We start from the raw sequence: 19,680 nt of genomic DNA on the forward strand, positions 1-19,680 counted from the left end.
ATAAACATTATTACCTATCACTGGTACTTCCGGAAATCTTGAATTACCCCCCTATGGAAACTTGCTGACATATAGTGCAGTTTACCCCTATAATTGATTTAGAATGGATAACAACACCCATACCTCCGTATCCAAAAGTTGACCCTCTGCCAATCTTTGCCTGGTATGGAATCTTGCTGTTGTAAATTAGGAAAATAAGCAATGTTATCAATTTTGGCAGTACAGGAATGTGGTGCAAGTACAGCCACCTTGATACCCGATAAAAAGAGATTGCATTCAACATAGTTTTATCCTTTTAAAACTATATCCGATTGCAACTTTTGATTTACTCTTTTGGTTGCAGATATGGTGCTATTCCATCTAAATCTTTTTGATTTGAAGAAATATTATAGTTTAAGTCTTTAGTATATCCGATTATTTTAGCAGGAGAGCCTGCAACAATTACCCCCCCTTAATGATTTATCAACAAACGAATTAGCTGCAACAATACAGTTATCACCAATTTCTACTGGTCCACAGATTACAACGTTTGGACCGATAAAAACGTTATTGCCAATTTTAGGAACGTTTTTATATGGAAATTTTCTTACTGTTGAGAATCGTAAACCTAATACGCAGTTTTCTCCAATTTCCGTTCCTGGGATTAGTACAGTGCTAATTCCTTTACAAACAAAATAAGATCCTTTACCGATTTTTGAATCAGCAGTAATTTTAGTGTTGTAAATCAGAAAAATTAATAGTTGAATTAATTTAGGTAAAAATGGAATGTGGTGTAAGTATAACCACCTCTGTATTCTGTAAAAAAATATTGCGTTTGGCATAATTTTATCGTTTTCTGATAAAGCGGGCGGGGTTTCCTGCCCATACTTCGTTTGACGGTATATCTTTCGTCACTATTGCCCCGGCGCCTACGATTGCCCCTTCTCCGATTGTGACCGGCTTGACAACCATTGTTCCCATGCCAATGTAGGCTCCTTTGCCAACATGCACTTGACCGCGGTCATAACTGCCTGTCTTCGGGTTCATGAAATGCGTTACAATCCGGACGCCGACAGTCAGGCGCACGCCCTCTTCAATGACAATATCTTCGGGATAATTTGTGTCGAAAATAACGTCCTCTCCGATGAAGGTCTTTTTAGGGCATTTGATGTTTACCCCCCCCATTTACAAAGCGTTGGTCTCCAACCCCTTGACTTCATTGGCAAATGCTGTAAATGAAGGAAGACAAGTTTTTTAATTCTTGACAGTTTCATTATTAAATCTAATTTTATTGCATATATATTCTATATTTTTTGCTCTATTTTTCCATGAGATTTTTTCCGCTAATTGCCTATTAGCGTACCCCATGGTCTTTAAATCGCTATAAGGTATATCTTTAATTTCTTGTAAAATTTTTAATATCGAGTATTTATTGTATTCTACTATAAAAAAACCTTTTTCATTTTTTACAAAATCAATTATATCACCATAAGGTGACAATATAACGGGCTTCCCAAATGCTAAATAATCACCTAATTTATTAGGCCATCCAGCTTTAGAAACATTGTTGTCATCTAATAATTGCAAAAACACATCTATATCTTTTAAGGTAGAAACATCTTTAGAATAATCTAACCATCCTCTATATTCAGCAATTTCAGACAATCCTAATTGATTCCACTTTTCGTTTGAGATAGTATTCCCATATAGAATCAACCTGTAACTGTTTTTAACATTTTCACATTTCAATGCTTCTATAAACGGAGCTATCAAATCAATTTCGTGATTATTAATGCCAATGTATGCTATATTTATTTTTCGTTTTTCAACAGATGAATAGGATGGATATAACGGCTTTACATCTTTCACTATAGACCCACCAGGAACAATAAAAATTTTTTCTGAGTCAATTCCATTTTCAACAGCCCTATCTTTCATAAAAGTAGATAATACGACTATAGCATCAGCTTTTCTTTTATCGTTGAGTTCATTATAGCATTCCAGTCTACCGTATGTTAACCTAAACAATCTACTTTTCTTTTTAATATAACCTCCTTTACCAAAGAAATCCCACCACTCAGAAATATAAACAGAATGATAAATAAATCTATTTAATTTACAAGGTAAGGAAGTAAATCTATGTCCACAATCTGCTATACATATTTCAAATTTATGGAACATCGAGTATATCAATCCAAATAAAGTACTCCAAATAGCAAAACCTGAGGATTTCATTTTGGCAGGAAAAAAGTCTGGTAGTACTTTTATTTTAACACCTTGATAGATAATAGTATTTATCTTAAAGAATGAACATTTAGGATTGATTGTTAATAAGGTCACATCATGTCCTAAATCTGCTAATCCTTGTGCCATATAAAAGGTTCGTCCCCATCCATTTTTTCCTTTCATGCCATGATGAGAATAAAGAACTTTCATTATTTATTGATGATTTAGGTAAAATTCTTAATTATTTTCTCCATATCATTTTATTGACAACGCCGGTGTAACTTTGGATGAGTTTAACGGTCTTTGTTGATACGTTCTCATCAACATAGTTTGGCACTGGAATGCCGTTATCTTGATTCTTGTTCATCTCTACGGCTGTATCAACCGCCTGAAGCAATGATTTTTCGTCAATGCCTGCCAATATGAAGCATGCCTTGTCGAGGGCTTCCGGACGCTCTGTGCTCGTGCGGATGCAGATTGCCGGGAACGAATGGCCTACTGATGTGAAGAATGAACTCTCCTCTGGCAATGTTCCACTGTCGCTGACAACGGCAAATGCGTTCATCTGGAGACAGTTATAATCATGAAATCCGAGAGGCTCGTGCTGAATTACTCTTTTGTCTAATTGGAATCCGTTTGCGGCAAGGCGTTTGCGGCTTCTTGGGTGGCAACTATAAAGCACCGGCATATCGTACTTCTCTGCCATCGCATTGATTGCCCGGAACAATGAAGTGAAGTTCTTTTCTGAGTCGATATTCTCCTCACGGTGGGCGCTAAGAAGGATATATTTGCCCTTTTCAAGGCCGAGACGGTTATGAATGTCGCTTGCCTCAATCTCTTCAAGATTATTATGAAGGACTTCCGCCATTGGTGAACCGGTAACGTATGTCCTCTCCTTCGGCAATCCGCATTCTGCAAGATAGCGGCGAGCATGCTCGCTATAGGCAAGGTTGACGTCACTGATGATATCGACGATACGGCGGTTTGTCTCTTCCGGAAGGTTCTCATCCTTGCATCTATTACCTGCTTCCATGTGGAAGATAGGTATGTGCAGACGCTTTGCTCCGATAACTGACAGGCATGAGTTTGTATCGCCAAGAACAAGTACAGCATCGGGCTTTACCTGCGACATGAGTTTATAGGAAGCACTTATGATATTTCCCATTGTTGAACCGAGGTCATCGCCAACGGCATCCATATACACTTCTGGTTCTTTCAACTTCAGGTCTTTGAAAAAGATGCCGTTCAAGTTATAGTCATAGTTCTGGCCTGTATGAGCAAGGATTGTGTCGAAATAGATGCGGCACTTACTGATAACGGCTGCAAGGCGGATAATTTCAGGTCTTGTTCCTACAATTATCAAAAGTTTCAACTTGCCGTTTTCCGCAAATTTTATATCTGAATAGTCAGTTTTTAATTCCATAATATTTTATTTTGTCATTGTATTTTTAGGAGTAAGTGGTGTGTACGGTCCATCCTTAACTTCAAAGATTACCGTTCCGCTTTCAAGGACCTCAATCGTATGCCATTGACCGATAGGAATCTGAACGCCGTAACATCCTTTCAAGGGGTCAAGTTCACGGCTTTCTTCCAACTGACCATCTTCACCGTAAAACAGCACGTTGATTCTACCGCGTAGAACGAAATACGTTTCTGCAGTATGGGTATGGCGGTGAATCGGCAAATCGGTTCCGGGTTCCATAGCGTTCATCAGTCTCTGCGCCTTTGCCTCAAGACTGTCATGCAGATTGTAGTTCATCCGCAAACGGGGACTCGCCTTTGCCTGTGCCGTTACCCCGTCAAGCAATTCTTTGTCGATAACCAACATAACCTGCTATTTTACTACTTTATCGAAATAAGTATCTGGGCGGTTCGGGTCAAAGCACTCGTTACACCAAATCAGAGTTACAAGATTCTCTGTTTCTGAAAGGTTTACAATGTTATGAGTGTATCCCGGGATAGTCTCAACAACCTCGATTTTATCGCCGGAAACCTCAAAATTGACGACCTCGTCTGAATCGACCTTACGCATCTGAATAAGGCCGTGACCGCTGACTACAACGAATTTCTCCACCTTTGTATGGTGCCAGTGCTCACCTTTGGTAATACCCGGTTTGGATATATTCACCGCAACCTGACCACGATCGGCTGTCCTGATAAATTCAGTAAAACTGCCGCGCTCGTCGACGTTCATTTTCAAAGGATACGCAAAACGCTCCTTCGGCAGATAAGTAAGGTATGTTGAATAGAGTTTCTTAGCCAAACCGTCGCCCATATCTGCAACGCCGAGATTTGCTGGCATATCCTTAAACGAGCGGATAATCTCAACAATCTCGCCAAGTGTGCGGGTATGAGTGACTGGAACTTCACAGAAGTTTTCATTGCAATGCTCGTTGCCGTTAAGTGCCGCTATCATCTCATCAACAACGTCGTCTATATAAACAAGATTCATAACAATGCTCGGGTCATTGACGCTAATAGGAAGATCATTCGCTATATTGTTGCAGAAAGTTGCAATGGCACTATTATAGTTTGGACGACACCACTTTCCGAAAACGTTCGGGAAGCGGTAGACAAGCACTTTCGCTCCAGTTTCCGCCGAATATTCAAACATCAACTGCTCGCCAGCACGCTTCGACTCACCGTAAGGATTGTCAAGAACCGCCTGAATAGATGATGAAATCATAACAGGGCAAGTGTTTCCATACTTCTTCAAAGTGTCAAGAAGCACCGACGCAAAGCCGAAATTGCCCTTCAGAAACTCAGAATTGTCCTTCGGGCGGTTAACACCGGCAAGATTGAAAACAAAGTCTGCATTCTTGCAATATTCCTCAAGGTCGGCAGGGTCACTGTCAATATCATATTCATAAACGGCCAAGTCCTCACTGTCAATGCCGTAATTGCGAGCTTTGCCATCGCGGATATTGTAAAGTTGCGAAACAAGATTTCGACCGACAAAGCCCTTGGCTCCGGTAACTAATATTTTCATTGAGATAAAATTTAATTATGATGGAAAAGAAAGATAATGTCTTCCTGTGTGTAAAAGATTTCCTATTGGTGATTTCTCAATAGCGGGAACACTTTGAATAATTGTTCCCCCCCCAAAAAAAAAATACTTTGCGAAGTCGATGGCAACGCAGTAGATTGCCGGTTTTCACACACCGGCTATTCGGAACGGATTTCGCGCGCCTTTGCCTTCTCAATCAAGCCCAAATCCTCCTGAATAAAGCGCAGACGCATCAACTGCTTCTTCATACCCTCAACATCAAGGCGCTGAGTATTGTGGCTATGATAATCCTCAATACGAGAAACCACCTCATCACCCTCAGAGAAGAACTTGTCATAATTTAAGTCACGGTTATCACAAGGAATACGGTAATAATTGCCCATATCAATAGCCTTAGCCATCTCCTCGCGAGTGACAAGAGTCTCATAAAGTTTCTCACCGTGGCGAGTACCAATAACGCGAACCTCAGTATCTCCATATTTCGGATCAACCTTAGAATATATTTCCTTCAGTGCGGTAGCAAGAGTCTCCAAAGTAGCGGCAGGAGCCTTTTGGACAAAAAGATCACCATTATGACCATGGGTAAACGCGTATATAACCAAGTCAACAGCATCATCAAGAGTCATCATAAAGCGGGTCATATTCGGATCAGTGATAGTAATAGGATTACCCTCTATCATCTGCTCAACCCACAAAGGGATAACAGAACCGCGGCTTGCCATAACGTTACCATAACGAGTACAACAAATGGTAGTAGCCGCACCCTCGCCAAGTTCACGACCCTTAGCAATCGCAACCTTCTCCATAAGTGCTTTGCTGATACCCATAGCATTGATAGGATAAGCTGCCTTATCAGTAGAAAGGACCACAACATTTTTTACCCCATGCTCGATAGCAGAAAGAAGAACGTTTCCAGTACCGAGAACATTAGTGCGAGTAGCCTCCATAGGGAAAAACTCACAACTCGGCACCTGCTTGAGAGCGGCGGCGGCAAAAACGTAGTCAACACCACGCATAGCAATATCTACAGAAGTCTTGTTGCGGACATTACCGATATAGAACTTCACCTTAGAATTCTGCAAGCGGTGACGCATATCGTCCTGCTTCTTCTCATCACGACTGAAAATTCTGATTTCCTTGATGTCGCTGTCAAGAAAACGACGTAGCACAGCATTCCCAAAGGAACCCGTACCGCCTGTAATTAACAGGACTTTGTCTTTGAATACTGACATACTATTTATAATGATTTTAAAAATTTATGCATCTTTTCTCCAGCAGATATATGAGAATACGATTGCTCTATTAGCATTTTCCCTTTTTTAGCAACAGCTAATGCTTTCTCATAATTATCTATGATATATTTGAGCTTGTTAGCATAATCCAATGGCGATTCTGGTTTTGCAAAATACATATGTTCGCCATCCTTAAAGTATTTTGATGTTTCTCCAACATTGGTTGATAATACAGGAGTACCCGACATTAAATATTCTCCCAATTTAGTTGGGAATCCTCCGTCTGCACGAACAGTCACAGGTTGGGAGGAAACTAAAATGTCTGCTTCTGATAGAATCTTTGGAACATCATTATATTGAGCAAATCTAAAACTTGTGTTGTTTGCTAATCCCTCTTGCTCAATAATCCTTTCCAATATAGATTTATCTTTTAAATTTGGTTTTCCAAAAAGATACAAATGAACATCATAATTATCTCTTAGCAAGATAGATAAAGCGTACAAAATATTGTCTACATTATCTTTTGATAATTCCATATTTCCCATATAAATTAATTTCTTAGTTTTATTTATAGGCTTTTTTATTATATTATGGAATCGATTGACATCGGTAATGGATGAAATTATAATACCTGGATTGTCTGTGATTTTTTTATAATATTTCAATAAATTTTCGGTCATGGAAATATATCCTGAATATTTACTTAAAATAACACGATAAATCACTTCTTTCCAAAATGGTATTTTATTCTTTAATTTACCTCTAATAGGTGTTGGATACTCATCAAAAATAAAAATAAGTTTTCTCTTAAATAATATATTTAATACCCTCATATACAGCAGGCAAATGAGACTATCTGAGCTTATAATAAACACGTCATATCTTCTAATTTTATCTCTTTTATGTAATTTTACACCTAAGATAAAAAGAGAATAAATCATTTCATATGCATGGAATAGCTTATTACTAAATCGTTTGCTTCTGAATGAATAAAAATATGATATACAATTAAAAACGCCTTCATTATTATTATTCGCGTTAAAATTATTAGGTGCAATTGACCATACATCAACTTTATCACCACATTCTAATAAGCCCTTAGAATATGAGAAGATACGTGTTGTGGCTGCCATTCCATACGGAATAGGGTATTTACAAATAATGCCAATATTCATGTTTTATCAATTAAATTCTACGATATAAGGAGATAAAATTAACAAATAGAGTAGTATGTTATTTTCTATAGGATTACTAAAAAAACTAATACATACTACTAATAATGAAAGTGTAACAATAATAATTGACTGCCTATATTGATAGAAAAAATTACCAATCGAGTACATAAAAAAAGAGAATGCGAAAATACCCCATGTCACTAATGTGTTTCCCAAGCCATTAACAGTAACAATATGTTTCAAAGCCATATATGAAGTTGTATCTTGGACGCAACCCCAACCTATTGGAAACATCAAAAATTTATCCGTCAACAATTTGAAAGAAAGGATTCTATTGGCTTCATATAGTTTCCTGTAACCTTGATGGTGTACTATTCCCTTTTGTGCGGAGGATATAAATTCTTCGATTTTTGGAAGAAGGAAGTCTGCATTCATCAACCAACCTATTGAAAAAGCAGTACAGATAAGAATAAGTGCTTTTATATAAATATTTTGTCCTTTCAAAAGAAACAGTAGCAAAATGATAAAAAATGCCAAATATCCTGCTGTGGAAAATGTAGTTAAAAGGATTATAGTATATACCTTAATGTGTCTATTCAATTGAAAACCTTGTCGACATATATTATATGCAATCAAGATATTTAAAATCATCGCATATGCACCCGGTTCCCACATAAAACCACTATTCCTGAAGTTTCCATTACCCATATATGTAAAAAAGAAAGCATAGAAATAGTATTTCTGAGACTCCTTCTGATAAAAAATATCAGCGGTAAAAGGACGGAATACAGAAGTAAGGCTATTAAACATACTGGGAAAGAACAAGGATAAGATATAAAATATTGTAGAAATTAACGCCAGTTTATACAAAAATTGCTCATATTTATCCCAAAAGTTATCCTTGCAACAAGATAAACATAAATATGCAAGATAGATCAAAACAATTTTCCCTATAAAAGGAAAAAAATCTATATTTTTACCAAAATATAATGAGGATATTAGGTTTATTAAAATCCATCCACTTAATAAATAAAAAAGAATATTATTATATAAATTCTTATGATTTATAAAGCTATAAAGAGCTAATAATCCCACAACTATAATTCTAATAAAATCATTACTAGCAATGGACGATGCTCCTGATATCATCATAGTGAGAAAAACAAATATCGCTATTTCTAGCTTTGTAATAGAATTTACTTTACCCATATACTTCGTTTTCCTAAAAAAATATTTTTGATCTGTATCTTAGGCCAAATAGTATTGGCAAATGTTGATATAATAAGTGAAATAATTACTCCTTTTACACCCCAATAAGTACCAAGCAATAAAGCCAATGGAATATGCACAAAAGCCTCTATCATTGTAATATAGAATTGGAGCTTTACACACCCAATACCATTGATTATGCTCCCATATCTAGCCCATGATAATTGGATGCAGAAATACAATAATAGAAGAAACATTAATGATTTATCGGGTTTGATAGTTGATGATAACCACCATTTGTATACAAAATCTGATAATAAAATCAAAACTCCTCCAGCGGCAATCATTATATATGAAATGAATTGTAGTTTTTTTAATATTCCTTTAATCCATTGATAATCCTTTCTCGTATAAGCATCAGTGGCAGCAGACCAAAAAGGAGTCATGATAATCATAAAGGCCATCTCTATCAAACCAATGTATTTGTAGGCAATATTATACTCAGCCACAGAAGTATTTCCACAAGTATGGGCGATTATCAAGTTGTTTGACTGAAATAATAATAAAGTCGTCAATTGAATCCAAAAGAATTTACTCCCAAGAATAACAATCTCTTTTATTTTAGAACGCTCAAAGAAAGAGGGGGTTGGCATATATTGGGGTATCATTTTTCTAAACAGTATCAATGAAAAAATCATCAATACAACGACTGGAGCCATTGATATAATCATTCCCAATTTCAAAAGAGAAACTTCATTGCAAACATTTGTATAAATAAAAATTCCAATGAAAGCGAACAATTGACTAAGCATCAATATCAATGAGGATAATGCCGGCTTTTGTAAAGCGTACAATACAGAATTTAGAAGTTTTAGTAGCATTTGAAATGCTAAACTTGAAAGAACCCATAACATTAATAATGTAAGTTCACCATTAGGAATCGAATGAGCGTTTAGCAGACTATTCCAATTGCAAAATGGAACAATGCAGGCCTCTATGATAAAGAACAAGAAACATAAGATTCCCATTGCACCATAAGTAGTACTCACATATTTTCGAGCATTTATTTCATCTTTACAAGCAATTGATTCCGCCAATTTATTTCTCAGACCATTACCTAACCCAATGTCAAAAAATGCAATCCAGGAAACAATTGTAGTAATTGTCAACCATATTCCATATCTATCTTGATTCAAACTATTAATCAACAATGGAACATAAGCCAAATTAATAATGATGTTGCAAATTTTTATGAGCAACATCCCCAAAATATTCTTTTGTGCCTTTTGAGTTCTGCCTGAAGATGACTTAATAAAACTCAACCCTTTCATATCTTAAAACCTAAAATCACCTAATAATAGGATTATCTAAAAGAATTTTATACAGGAATAATATTCCACTTCTCCTCATACTCACTATGCATTAATATCGCCTTACCCTCTTTCTATTCAAACATCCTTGGCTTTGTGTCATCGTCGTGAAAGTCTGAATAGGAAGTTATATAGTAGTTCATATCTTGCAAGATCCATTCATTTGTATTAGCCAATACGTTGATTCTATGTTTTCGAAAAAATGTGTTATTTCGTGACTGATAGGGAATTCGATTCTTCCAATTTTGCCCAACCGAATTTTTTTCATCAATTCTAAATGCGATACCGTACCGTCAACGTAACCAAAATCACACAGACATGATGGATAGTCTTCATATATGTAAGATATATTCTATGTCGATATGACGTTTCCTGTATGTTTCTTCACAAGTCTTATTTCCAGCTAACACTTCAAATCTTCGGATAAACATAAATTCCTATTTTTTCGAGTATATATTTTAATTTGGATGCATAATTCTTGTATCAGGCACTGGTGATTATTATATCGAAACGCTTTTGATATTTTTTTACGAACCGCCCCCAATAATATATTGGTAAATACGCTGCAAAAGATATTGTTTTGTGGCAAAATCTTATCAAACTCCGAAAATATACATGAGATTTTTCCTGGAAAATCTCATGTATATTTTGATTATTCCTTTTTACATTGTGTATAAAAGGTCTTAATAAAAATTTCATTTCCGGTACTTGAACTATTTTATGTGCAATTTTCATTAGTTTCGGTGATAATTGTATTTGCACTTATTTAGAAATATCCATTATTTCTTGAATATTCCACAAAAGTCCAATATCATTTTATCCTTCCTCCAAGATAGCTCTTTAAACTCGTTGTGAGCCGTAAGGAACACCACGATGTCTGCCTTGTCGTAGGCTTCGCAGTAGTTAGTCAGCTTAAACACGTTGTGCTCTTTTACATTCGGTTCTACGACCAAAATGTCGGCATTGTTGCAGCTCTGCATCACTTTCGTGGTAATATACTTCGCCGGACTTTCACGCAAATCGTCAATATTTGGTTTGAATGCCAATCCCATCATGGCTATAACTGGTTTACGATGATTCTTCAACTCAAACTTCAACATGGCGTTCTTCACCTTTTCAGCACACCAGAAACTCTTGTAGTTGTTAATATCACGTGCATCGCTGATTAACTTGCTTTCTGCCGGGAAATCAGCAGTGATAAAGTATGGATCTACCGCAATACAATGACCTCCTACACCGCAACCGGGTTGCAGGATATTTACACGCGGATGCTTGTTGGCAAGGTTAATAAGTTCCCAAACATTGATACCAGCCTTGTCGCAGATAAGCGAAAGTTCATTGGCAAAAGCTATCTGTACATCGCGACTGGAGTTCTCCGTCAGCTTACACATTTCCGCTGTACGGCAGTTAGTCTTGTGAAGTGTGCCCTGCACAAATTGCGAATAGAATGCTATTGCCTTTTCGGTAGATTCAGGATTCAAACCACCGATGACCCGATCGTTGTGTACCAATTCATAGATCACATTACCTGGCAATACACGCTCCGGGCAATAGGCTATGAAAATCTTACTTTCCAATTCCGGACGTTCACCAAAAATGATGCGTGCCATAGCCTCTGTAGTTCCTACAGGTGAAGTGGATTCTATTACATAAAGATCCCCTTCTTTCAGTAACGGCAATACGGCACGTGTAGCCGCTTCCACGTAACTCACATCCGGCTCGTGGTTTCCCTTGAACGGGGTTGGGACCACCATGAAGTATGCATCGCTGACTTCCGGTGTAACCGAAGCCTTCAACATGCCAGCTTTCACTACTTCCTGTAACATTTCCTCCATGCCAGGTTCAATGATGTGCAAATGTCCCGCATTGGTCATTTTCACTACATGAGGATTAATGTCAACTCCTGTTATTTGAATGCCGTGCTTTGCGGCAATAATGGCTGTAGGTAGTCCGATGTAACCCAAGCCCATGAAACATGCTTTCATTTATCTTTGTATTAAATATTAAATCATTCATTTACATAAAAAAACACATATTAGGGCAAAGTCTTCCCGAATGTAAATACGCTATATTTTACACACATTTTTCAAGAAAGACAGATTGTCTATTTTTTGCTTACAAGTTGTCACATAAAAAATAAGGGAGTGAACATCATTTCCTCCTAAATCATACATTCCTGCTTTTAATAATATCTTCGCTTTCTTCTCTATGTGCTTACCATACATTCCGACTAATGACGGTATATTTAATTGAAAAGAAATTTGGTTCTTTTTTAACGTTTTATAATCCATCATTTGCATATACTCATATCGTTCCGGATGGGCCAACAAAGGATGATAACCTTTCTTTTGGATGCGTTGCAAAATAGACAGTAATCCCATTGGTGGATTGAAATAAGAAGTTTCCACTAACAGATAACGTTTTCCCTCCTCAAGGGGTAACAGGTCATCCTTTTCCAACCGTTCCTCAAAAAGGTTATCCAACATATATTCCGCAGCCAAAGCCAATTCCACCTTCCCTTGATATTTTTGTTTTAAGCTCAAAAATTTTTGTTGTAATGTAACAGTTTTATTGGACATGTCTTCCATGACGTGAGGGGTAAGCCATATTTTCCGCACTCCTTGCCGCTCCATCTCATCCAAAATTCTCCATGTTTCTTCTTCTGTTTTTACTCCATCATCAATACCTGGCAACAAGTGACTATGGCAATCGGTGAAACCACGGAAAAAACCGCTTTCCGCTAATGTTTTTTTCTGTCGAAAAAGCCACATTCCTGTTGACTATTTATTTTGAGTTGCCGTAATAAGAGGTATACCCATTGTGGTAACCATAACTGTAACCATATCGATAACTATAGCGTCCACCAGTACTTTCCGTCCCATTCAAAATTACCGAAAGGTTTTTGAACCGCTTTTCTAGATAAATACTTTCCAATTCAGATAACAGTGAGCGGTCCAATAATCCCGCCCGTACCACAAAGAGTGTCCGGTCGGCATATTGCTCTATGATTTGTGTGTCTGCCACGATATCTATCGGCGGACAATCCACAAAGATATAATCGTATTCATTGCGCAAGATTTGCATCAAGGTTGCAAATTTTTCATCTTCCAGCAGTTCCGTCGGATTCGGGGGAATGGTCCCCACAGGAAGAACATGCAAATTGGCATGTTTCTTATCTATTACAAGCGCTTCATTCCAATTAGCCACCCGATTACCCAAATAGTCACTCAGACCTTTCTTAGGCGACCCCACATAAGCAGAAATGGATCCTCGTCGCAAATCTCCATCTATCACCAATACTTTTTTCCCTTTAATGGCAAAGCTCGTGGCTATGTTCACCGAAAAGAAACTCTTTCCACTACCCGGATTGAAAGAGGTAATCACAAATACTTTCTGATCGGTATTCTTGTTTTTCATAAAGTCCACGTTGGAGCGAAGTACACGAAAAGCTTCGTTGATGATGTTGCGATTGCCTTCTTCCACCACGATTGTTTTTTCCTGAGATTTGTTCTTCTTTTTCTTGTTATTGGAATATAATGGTATTTCACCCAAATAGGGCACACTCAAGTTCTCCAAATCTTTCTTACCCCGAACTTTGGTGTTCATGTTTTCTTGCATAAAGATAATGACTGCCGGTACTAAAAGCCCGAGAGCAAAAGCCACCAACAAAATGTTTTTCTTATTCGGTGCCATTGGTAAAGCACTGCCACGTGGAGCTGTAATCACTCGCGTATTATAAGCGGTAAACGCTTGGGACAGTTCGTTCTCTTCACGCTTCTGGAGCAGATACAGGTACAACTCTTCCTTTACTTTTTGTTGACGTTCTACCGATAACAAGTATTTGGCCTGACTCGGATTAGAAGCTAACTGTTGAGTGGTCGCCACTTCCTGTTGACGAATACTGCGTATCTGGGTATTCAGTGATACAATCAGATTATCAACTGATTGCAAAATGGTACGCTTCATACTCTGCATAGAGTTTCCCAAATCTTTCACCAACGGGTTCTTCTCGCTACTGTTAGCTATCAACCGGTTACGATCCAACACAATCTTGTTGTATTCTCCGATTTGACTTTCGATATTTACGTTAGCTATACCGGAGTTGGTTGGCAATGGCTGGTTCATTTCCTTGCTGTTCAGTTCGCGACGAATATACTGGGCCGTGGTAAGCTGATTGGTGAGTGCTTGAATTTCTTTTTTATTCTCAGCTGACTGGCTCATATACAGATTGGATGCGGCTTGTACGTCCGGCAACAGATGTTCACTCTTGTAGCTGGAGATGTTCTCATCCACATGACCCAATTCGTTTTCAATCACGCCCAAACGTTCACCGATAAACCGTGAGGTACTTACTGCTATCTGGTTCTTGTCCTGGATCCATTTCTCGTTATAAACCTCAATCAATGTATTTAATATATCTTCTGCCTTTTGTACAGAAGCATCATCAATGCTCAAATTAATAATGGTGGCATCTTCATTGCCTAATTCAGCCCACAATTTTTGCGTATAGCTGTCTGCCACCATATCAGCCGGTTCTTTACTATATTGAATAGTGCTGCCTGTAAAAAAATTCTCATATTGAGAAGTTAAGCTGATGGCCAATGTTCCTGCTGATGTTTGAATGGAATCTCCTATAATTCCTTCAAACCGTTCCCCAGTTTCTTCTCCAGCAACGATAAAGTTTGAAAGATAAAACTTGTTTTGTGCACCAACTTCTATATCAAAACTTACACTTTTTTTATTATCAAAAAGATAAGTCACCAATATCGGGCTTGATTTATATAATTCTATTCTTTTTAAGCCCCTACGAATAGTATATATCTCATTTAGCCCCAAACGCTTCACCACCTCTGTCATCAGCGTAGGGGATTTCAAGGTGAGCAGTTCGTTGTTGATATTGGTGTTTGATTTAAAAATACCCATATCTGCAAACTCATTCATTGCACTTGCCGGAGAATTGTTCTTGGAGTCATCCTTAATTAAAATGGCAGCCGTCCGGGTATAGACATTAGGAGTACTCAACAAATATAATGATGCCGTTGCCAACGCAACGAACAAGGAAGTGGCAAACCAATACCATTTCGGGATAAACATACCCCATAAATCTTGTATCCGTATAAAATCATCGGTAGGTTTGCCTGTGTTCGTTCTATTCTTTATCATTTTGGCTCTCTTTAATATCTTATAAAATAAAATTCAATACATTACTTGAACAGCAAAACACCCAGCGAGGATAGGAGCGAACCGATACTGATCCACAACGATACCGATTTTACACTGTTCTCATTAATGGTGCTTTGTCCGGCACGTACCTTGTTGGGCTGTACATACACCACATCATTCTGTTTCAGATAATACACCGGTGAATTAAACAGATCTTTCGAGCGGATATCCACCCAATGGGTTACACGCTCGCCGTTTTCTTCACGGATGACAAATATCGCATCTCGCTTTCCGTAGATGCTTAGGTCACCCGCCATACTGATGGCTTCCAAAAGGGTAATCTGATCTTTTGTAATGGCATATTTACCTGGAGTTTTCACCTCGCCCAACACGGAGAAATAAAGGTTCATAAACTCAACTGTAACTACCGGATCGTTTACCAGATTCTCTTCCATCAGCCTTTTTTTTACCAGGGTGGCAATCTGGCTCTTGGTCATACCGGCAATATGCAATGTTCCGACAACAGGAAAATCAATGTTCCCCTTATCATCCAATGTGTAACCTGATATTTCTCCATTGATGTTGCCAGAACGTAAATCAGAAGATCCGGCACGGTATTGCACCCGTGTCAAATTAAACAGAGCCGCCAATTGCGGATCCTTACTGGACACCATAATGGAAATCTGGTCTTTGGGTTGTACGGTAATATCCCGTGCCCCGATAATCGCCTCGGGTTGATTAACTACGATATCTTGAAAATAGACAATTTCTTTGGAGGTATTGCAGGACACCAATAAGACACACAAGAAACATAATTTAATTAAATGAAATTTCATATCTGATTTTTTTTCTGTACAGTTAATTATTCTACTTTATGTTTTCGTTTGATTTTCATAGTTATGTAGCAATGAATCACCGTCCAAACAGCCACATCCAACAGAAACAAGTTTGTTACGGAAAGGCAATGAATCAAAAAACAATTTCCCAATGCAAAAAAAGCTGCCATAATAATAATGCTTACCATAGCTTTACGTTGGGACATTCCTAAGGCTATAAATTTATGGTGGATATGATTCCGGTCTGGAAGAAATGGATTTTTACCGTTACGCAACCGGTGAATAACCACACGTATCACATCAAACATTGGTACAATCAAAAAAGAAAAAGCTATCACAATGCTACCGGGAAAGGCACTCTCTTTCACTGGATCGGACATACTCAGACGGATGACCATCACTGCCAGCAGCATCCCGATAGTGAGCGAACCGGTATCACCCATAAAGATCTTGCGTCCCCGATATATCTTACCGTATACGTTATAATAAAAGAACGGCAATAACACACTGAAAGCAGCTAGACTGATAAAGGCATACATCCACCATTGCAAATGGATGAACATGCAGCTGAAAGCGAGGAATGAGATAATACTCAACCCAGAGGCAAGTCCGTCAATGCCGTCTATCAAATTGATGGCGTTCAGGATATAGACGATGACGAATACTGTGAACGGCACTCCTATGTAATAAGGTATGACATAAATACCGAACAACCCGTATAGGTTGTCGAAGCATAACCCGGAAATCACCAACAGTATGCCACAAAGTATTTGCACTACAAATTTGGAACGGTAACGTACACCGATAAGGTCATCCATCATACCTATAAGATAAAGTATGAACAGACAACAGAGCATGGAAAGCAGACGGTTCGTCAAGTCCATGTCGAGTATGTTATAGCCCTGCCAAAGGTTGTAACCGATAATGGCAAGCGAAACCGTAACTGTGATACAAGGGAAAAAGGCGATACCGCCTAACCTTGGTATATGGGCAGTATGCAACTTACGTTCGTCCACTGAGTCGAACAGGCGACGTCGGAAAGAGACCAACGAAATGCGAGGCAGGACCATCGCACTCAATGTCCAGCCGACTATGACTATAAAGGCAAATTCGATAAAATGAAGAATGTCCACTATATGATTCTTTTGATGATTTTCTTAATCTTGCCCTATCCGTTGTAGAAAGGCTTGTGGAATATAGGAAGTAGCCACGGCGCATACGCCTTGGACGGTGACCACCAAACGGCGATTCTTCCTAATCCGGCAGATAACCCCTTCCGCTCCCTTGAACTTTCCGTCAATGACCCGTACACGTTCTCCCTGTTGAAACTTGGAATTGTCCTCCCCGAAATATTCCATTCCCTGCTCGCCGGACGAGGTGACCAGCATGAAAATGTTCATTTCCCGATCAGGAATGGCAAGGGGAAGTCTTTTCAATCCCTTCTGTCTTGTATATAGGATTACCTTATTGGTGAATTGTCGCTGTACTTCCAAAGCACGACAAACGGTTGAACGGAAGAACATAAGCGAATTAATGACCGGACGACGGAGTTTCTTCTTTATGCCGTTACGTTCCATCAAGGTTTCCTCACAAGGAATGTAAGTCTCGATCTTGTCTTTTTTCAATATATCCTCAATCTCGAAAACTTTGTTATAAAATACTTTTAGGGCGAACCAATGTTCGTGTGTGTGTGTTTCTATGTTCAACGAAAAGTAATGTTACCGGGTTGATAAAAAGGATATAATTTCCATTCCTGCACCTTCTGCTTTTTCAAATAAGGAAGATACAGCAATCAAGGTTAATCCGGTTTTTTCCTTCATAGGACTTCCGGAATGCGGGCCGCTCCTGACTACAGTGAGCGGATACCGTAACCCCGTATTCGTACCGTTTCTATGTAAGAGAGGGTACACATGTTGTTTTTTTCTGATAATCAAGAATATACATTGCTATAAAAGTACATTTTTGCTCGGTTTGCTCGGTTTTAGACTCGAAAATACGCTCGAATGGAAAATGCAACGTTCTCCTTTTATTTTATATTCTTATTACGGCACTATTTTGATTCATATTAAATTAGTAATATAAATTATTGATAATCAGCTGTTTGTAAATGGGGGGGGGTAAAATAAGGAAATAAAAACGTTTATTTTACTTTTCAGTTTTACTGAGAATCATTACCTTTGCAGTGTGTTTTTACCCTCTCTTACATAGAAATGGTATCGTTCAAACCCTTCAAAATCTTCTCGTTCGCATTATCTATTATGGCATTGTCCAAAGAATCCAAGTAAATAAGCGTAGTCCTTTCGCTGCTGTGTCCCATCCCCGCACTGATGACGGCAATCGGTACGTCGTGGTTGCGTGCGGCGGTAGCCCAGCTGTGGCGTGGCGTATATGAGGACAAAGGTAATGGTTCGCCAAGCAATTTGCCCAACCGTTTCAACTTTCGGTTATGGTAGTTCAATCCGGTCCGATATTGACGGTAAGCCAGCTCCGGCTGTTCATCGGTAAGGATGGGGAAAAGATATGGACTTTCCGGACAAGTCCGCCCATACCGTTCCAATATCGTTACCATACACGGCTCTATGCGGAGTGTCAGGTATTGCCCGGTCTTATGACGATAATAGGTGATTCGTCCTCCACCTACATCCTCTTTTTTCAAATAGGCCATATCCACAAACGCCATCCCACGGGCGCAATAGCTGAACACGAACATATCTCTTGAAAGTGCCAGAGCCGGTGATCCGGATAGGTCAAGCCGCTGTAACTTCCGAATGGTTTCCTCATCCACGGCACGCTTCGATGTGCGAGCCACTCCTGTATAAACCTCACGAAACGGAAAGGTCTGCACCGCAAGACCTTGCTTTACGGCCTTGTTATAGACGGCACGCAGAATCCGCATATAGAACGAGCTGCTGTTTCTCGCTACCTTTTGTTGCCACAACCATGACTCATACCGACACGCCAGGGCGGAATCCAACGATGAAAAAGGAATGTCGTCACCGTCCAGGAAAGCGGAAAAGCTGTTCAGTGCACGCCGGTAATTACGAGAGGTGCCGTATTGGCCATTCTCCCAAAGCGTTTCCATCTCTTTTTTCATGTAGTACAGGAAACCGGGCTCGGAAGGCAGGGAGCGATAGCGGTTGAGTATTTCCGACAAGGTGTATGTTTCTCCGCTACAGTCCAGCTCGCGGATAATCTCACGGATGTCACGCATCTCCTTTTCCGCCCGTTTCCGGTAGGCGGTCAGGACCCTCTCATTGCCGGGGACAGCGACAAGCTCACGTTTCGTCTCATTCCACCACTCGGGAAATATCCTCATGTCGGTGGTAATCTGCCTGTTCTCCTGACGGTGGCAAAGCTGGTAACAGAGCGTGCCGGCCTTACCCTGTACCGTCGACGGACGGAATTTTAATTTAATGGTAGCCATATATAGTCTGTTTTATGATGAATAATAGGTACATAGATACAACCCGTGGGCTATATTGT

General features: G+C 39.0%; 17 protein-coding genes. All 17 read right to left on the minus strand.

All coding sequences use genetic code 11. From position 1 onward, the window contains the following. Positions 1–419 precede the first annotated feature (419 nt). Positions 420–821, minus strand: a complete 402-nt coding sequence (locus NQ565_RS15850) for a serine O-acetyltransferase (RefSeq protein ID WP_005656924.1) — start codon at positions 819–821, stop codon at positions 420–422. 4 nt (positions 822–825) lie between these two features. Continuing rightward, entirely contained in the window at positions 826–1,164 is a 339-nt protein-coding gene (locus NQ565_RS15855; RefSeq protein ID WP_005656926.1) for an acyltransferase, read from the minus strand. A gap of 69 nt (positions 1,165–1,233) precedes the next feature. Continuing rightward, complete coding sequence (locus NQ565_RS15860) at positions 1,234–2,415, minus strand: glycosyltransferase (protein WP_005636871.1); 1,182 nt, start codon at positions 2,413–2,415, stop codon at positions 1,234–1,236. Positions 2,416–2,446: 31 nt separating this feature from the next. Continuing rightward, positions 2,447–3,628 (minus strand): non-hydrolyzing UDP-N-acetylglucosamine 2-epimerase, encoded by a 1,182-nt coding sequence (gene wecB / locus NQ565_RS15865; RefSeq protein WP_005636869.1) that lies wholly within the window; start codon positions 3,626–3,628, stop codon positions 2,447–2,449. Positions 3,629–3,634: 6 nt separating this feature from the next. Continuing rightward, positions 3,635–4,033 carry a WbuC family cupin fold metalloprotein gene (locus tag NQ565_RS15870; protein ID WP_005636866.1) on the minus strand — a complete coding sequence of 133 codons (399 nt, stop codon included), beginning with the start codon at positions 4,031–4,033 and terminating at the stop codon, positions 3,635–3,637. Positions 4,034–4,039: 6 nt separating this feature from the next. Beyond that, a complete protein-coding gene (locus NQ565_RS15875; RefSeq protein WP_005656928.1) occupies positions 4,040–5,194 on the minus strand; it encodes a capsular polysaccharide biosynthesis protein CapF in 1,155 nt (384 codons plus the stop codon). A 176-nt stretch (positions 5,195–5,370) separates the two neighbouring features. Next, complete coding sequence (locus NQ565_RS15880; protein WP_005636862.1) at positions 5,371–6,444, minus strand: polysaccharide biosynthesis protein; 1,074 nt, start codon at positions 6,442–6,444, stop codon at positions 5,371–5,373. A 5-nt stretch (positions 6,445–6,449) separates the two neighbouring features. Beyond that, positions 6,450–7,619 carry a glycosyltransferase gene (locus NQ565_RS15885; RefSeq protein ID WP_005656930.1) on the minus strand — a complete coding sequence of 390 codons (1,170 nt, stop codon included), beginning with the start codon at positions 7,617–7,619 and terminating at the stop codon, positions 6,450–6,452. A 6-nt stretch (positions 7,620–7,625) separates the two neighbouring features. After that, complete coding sequence (locus tag NQ565_RS15890; RefSeq protein WP_005636858.1) at positions 7,626–8,828, minus strand: hypothetical protein; 1,203 nt, start codon at positions 8,826–8,828, stop codon at positions 7,626–7,628. Next, positions 8,816–10,159, minus strand: a complete 1,344-nt coding sequence (locus tag NQ565_RS15895; protein ID WP_005656932.1) for a lipopolysaccharide biosynthesis protein — start codon at positions 10,157–10,159, stop codon at positions 8,816–8,818. Before NQ565_RS15895 ends, NQ565_RS15890 begins: the two co-directional genes overlap by 13 nt. Positions 10,160–10,977: 818 nt before the next feature. Beyond that, on the minus strand, positions 10,978–12,183 hold the full coding sequence (gene wecC / locus NQ565_RS15900) for a UDP-N-acetyl-D-mannosamine dehydrogenase (protein ID WP_005636852.1): 1,206 nt from the start codon (positions 12,181–12,183) through the stop codon (positions 10,978–10,980). Positions 12,184–12,264: 81 nt separating this feature from the next. Further along, positions 12,265–12,969, minus strand: coding sequence for a tyrosine-protein phosphatase (locus tag NQ565_RS15905; RefSeq protein ID WP_005656934.1), 705 nt, complete (start codon positions 12,967–12,969; stop codon positions 12,265–12,267). Between the two features lie 13 nt (positions 12,970–12,982). Further along, the gene (locus tag NQ565_RS15910; RefSeq protein WP_005656936.1) at positions 12,983–15,361 is read right to left on the minus strand and encodes a GumC family protein; all 2,379 of its coding nucleotides are present in this window, start codon (positions 15,359–15,361) and stop codon (positions 12,983–12,985) included. A gap of 41 nt (positions 15,362–15,402) precedes the next feature. Beyond that, positions 15,403–16,197, minus strand: coding sequence for a polysaccharide biosynthesis/export family protein (locus NQ565_RS15915; protein ID WP_005636845.1), 795 nt, complete (start codon positions 16,195–16,197; stop codon positions 15,403–15,405). Positions 16,198–16,223: 26 nt separating this feature from the next. Next, a complete protein-coding gene (locus NQ565_RS15920) occupies positions 16,224–17,330 on the minus strand; it encodes an MraY family glycosyltransferase (RefSeq protein WP_005636844.1) in 1,107 nt (368 codons plus the stop codon). Between the two features lie 24 nt (positions 17,331–17,354). Further along, a complete protein-coding gene (locus NQ565_RS15925; protein ID WP_005636842.1) occupies positions 17,355–17,903 on the minus strand; it encodes a UpxY family transcription antiterminator in 549 nt (182 codons plus the stop codon). Positions 17,904–18,397: 494 nt separating this feature from the next. Continuing rightward, positions 18,398–19,621, minus strand: a complete 1,224-nt coding sequence (locus NQ565_RS15930; RefSeq protein ID WP_005656940.1) for a tyrosine-type recombinase/integrase — start codon at positions 19,619–19,621, stop codon at positions 18,398–18,400. Positions 19,622–19,680: the final 59 nt, after the last annotated feature.

Source organism: Bacteroides stercoris ATCC 43183 (assembly GCF_025147325.1).
GTDB classification, from domain to species: Bacteria; Bacteroidota; Bacteroidia; order Bacteroidales; family Bacteroidaceae; genus Bacteroides; species Bacteroides stercoris.

Coding starts and splice junctions, on each gene's coding strand:
- NQ565_RS15850 (WP_005656924.1), bottom strand. CDS start 821: ATGCCAAACGCAATATTTTTTTACAGAATACAGAGGTGGTTATACTTA.
- NQ565_RS15855 (WP_005656926.1), bottom strand. CDS start 1,164: ATGGGGGGGGTAAACATCAAATGCCCTAAAAAGACCTTCATCGGAGAG.
- NQ565_RS15860 (WP_005636871.1), bottom strand. CDS start 2,415: ATGAAAGTTCTTTATTCTCATCATGGCATGAAAGGAAAAAATGGATGG.
- wecB (WP_005636869.1), bottom strand. CDS start 3,628: ATGGAATTAAAAACTGACTATTCAGATATAAAATTTGCGGAAAACGGC.
- NQ565_RS15870 (WP_005636866.1), bottom strand. CDS start 4,033: ATGTTGGTTATCGACAAAGAATTGCTTGACGGGGTAACGGCACAGGCA.
- NQ565_RS15875 (WP_005656928.1), bottom strand. CDS start 5,194: ATGAAAATATTAGTTACCGGAGCCAAGGGCTTTGTCGGTCGAAATCTT.
- NQ565_RS15880 (WP_005636862.1), bottom strand. CDS start 6,444: ATGTCAGTATTCAAAGACAAAGTCCTGTTAATTACAGGCGGTACGGGT.
- NQ565_RS15885 (WP_005656930.1), bottom strand. CDS start 7,619: ATGAATATTGGCATTATTTGTAAATACCCTATTCCGTATGGAATGGCA.
- NQ565_RS15890 (WP_005636858.1), bottom strand. CDS start 8,828: ATGGGTAAAGTAAATTCTATTACAAAGCTAGAAATAGCGATATTTGTT.
- NQ565_RS15895 (WP_005656932.1), bottom strand. CDS start 10,159: ATGAAAGGGTTGAGTTTTATTAAGTCATCTTCAGGCAGAACTCAAAAG.
- wecC (WP_005636852.1), bottom strand. CDS start 12,183: ATGAAAGCATGTTTCATGGGCTTGGGTTACATCGGACTACCTACAGCC.
- NQ565_RS15905 (WP_005656934.1), bottom strand. CDS start 12,969: ATGTGGCTTTTTCGACAGAAAAAAACATTAGCGGAAAGCGGTTTTTTC.
- NQ565_RS15910 (WP_005656936.1), bottom strand. CDS start 15,361: ATGATAAAGAATAGAACGAACACAGGCAAACCTACCGATGATTTTATA.
- NQ565_RS15915 (WP_005636845.1), bottom strand. CDS start 16,197: ATGAAATTTCATTTAATTAAATTATGTTTCTTGTGTGTCTTATTGGTG.
- NQ565_RS15930 (WP_005656940.1), bottom strand. CDS start 19,621: ATGGCTACCATTAAATTAAAATTCCGTCCGTCGACGGTACAGGGTAAG.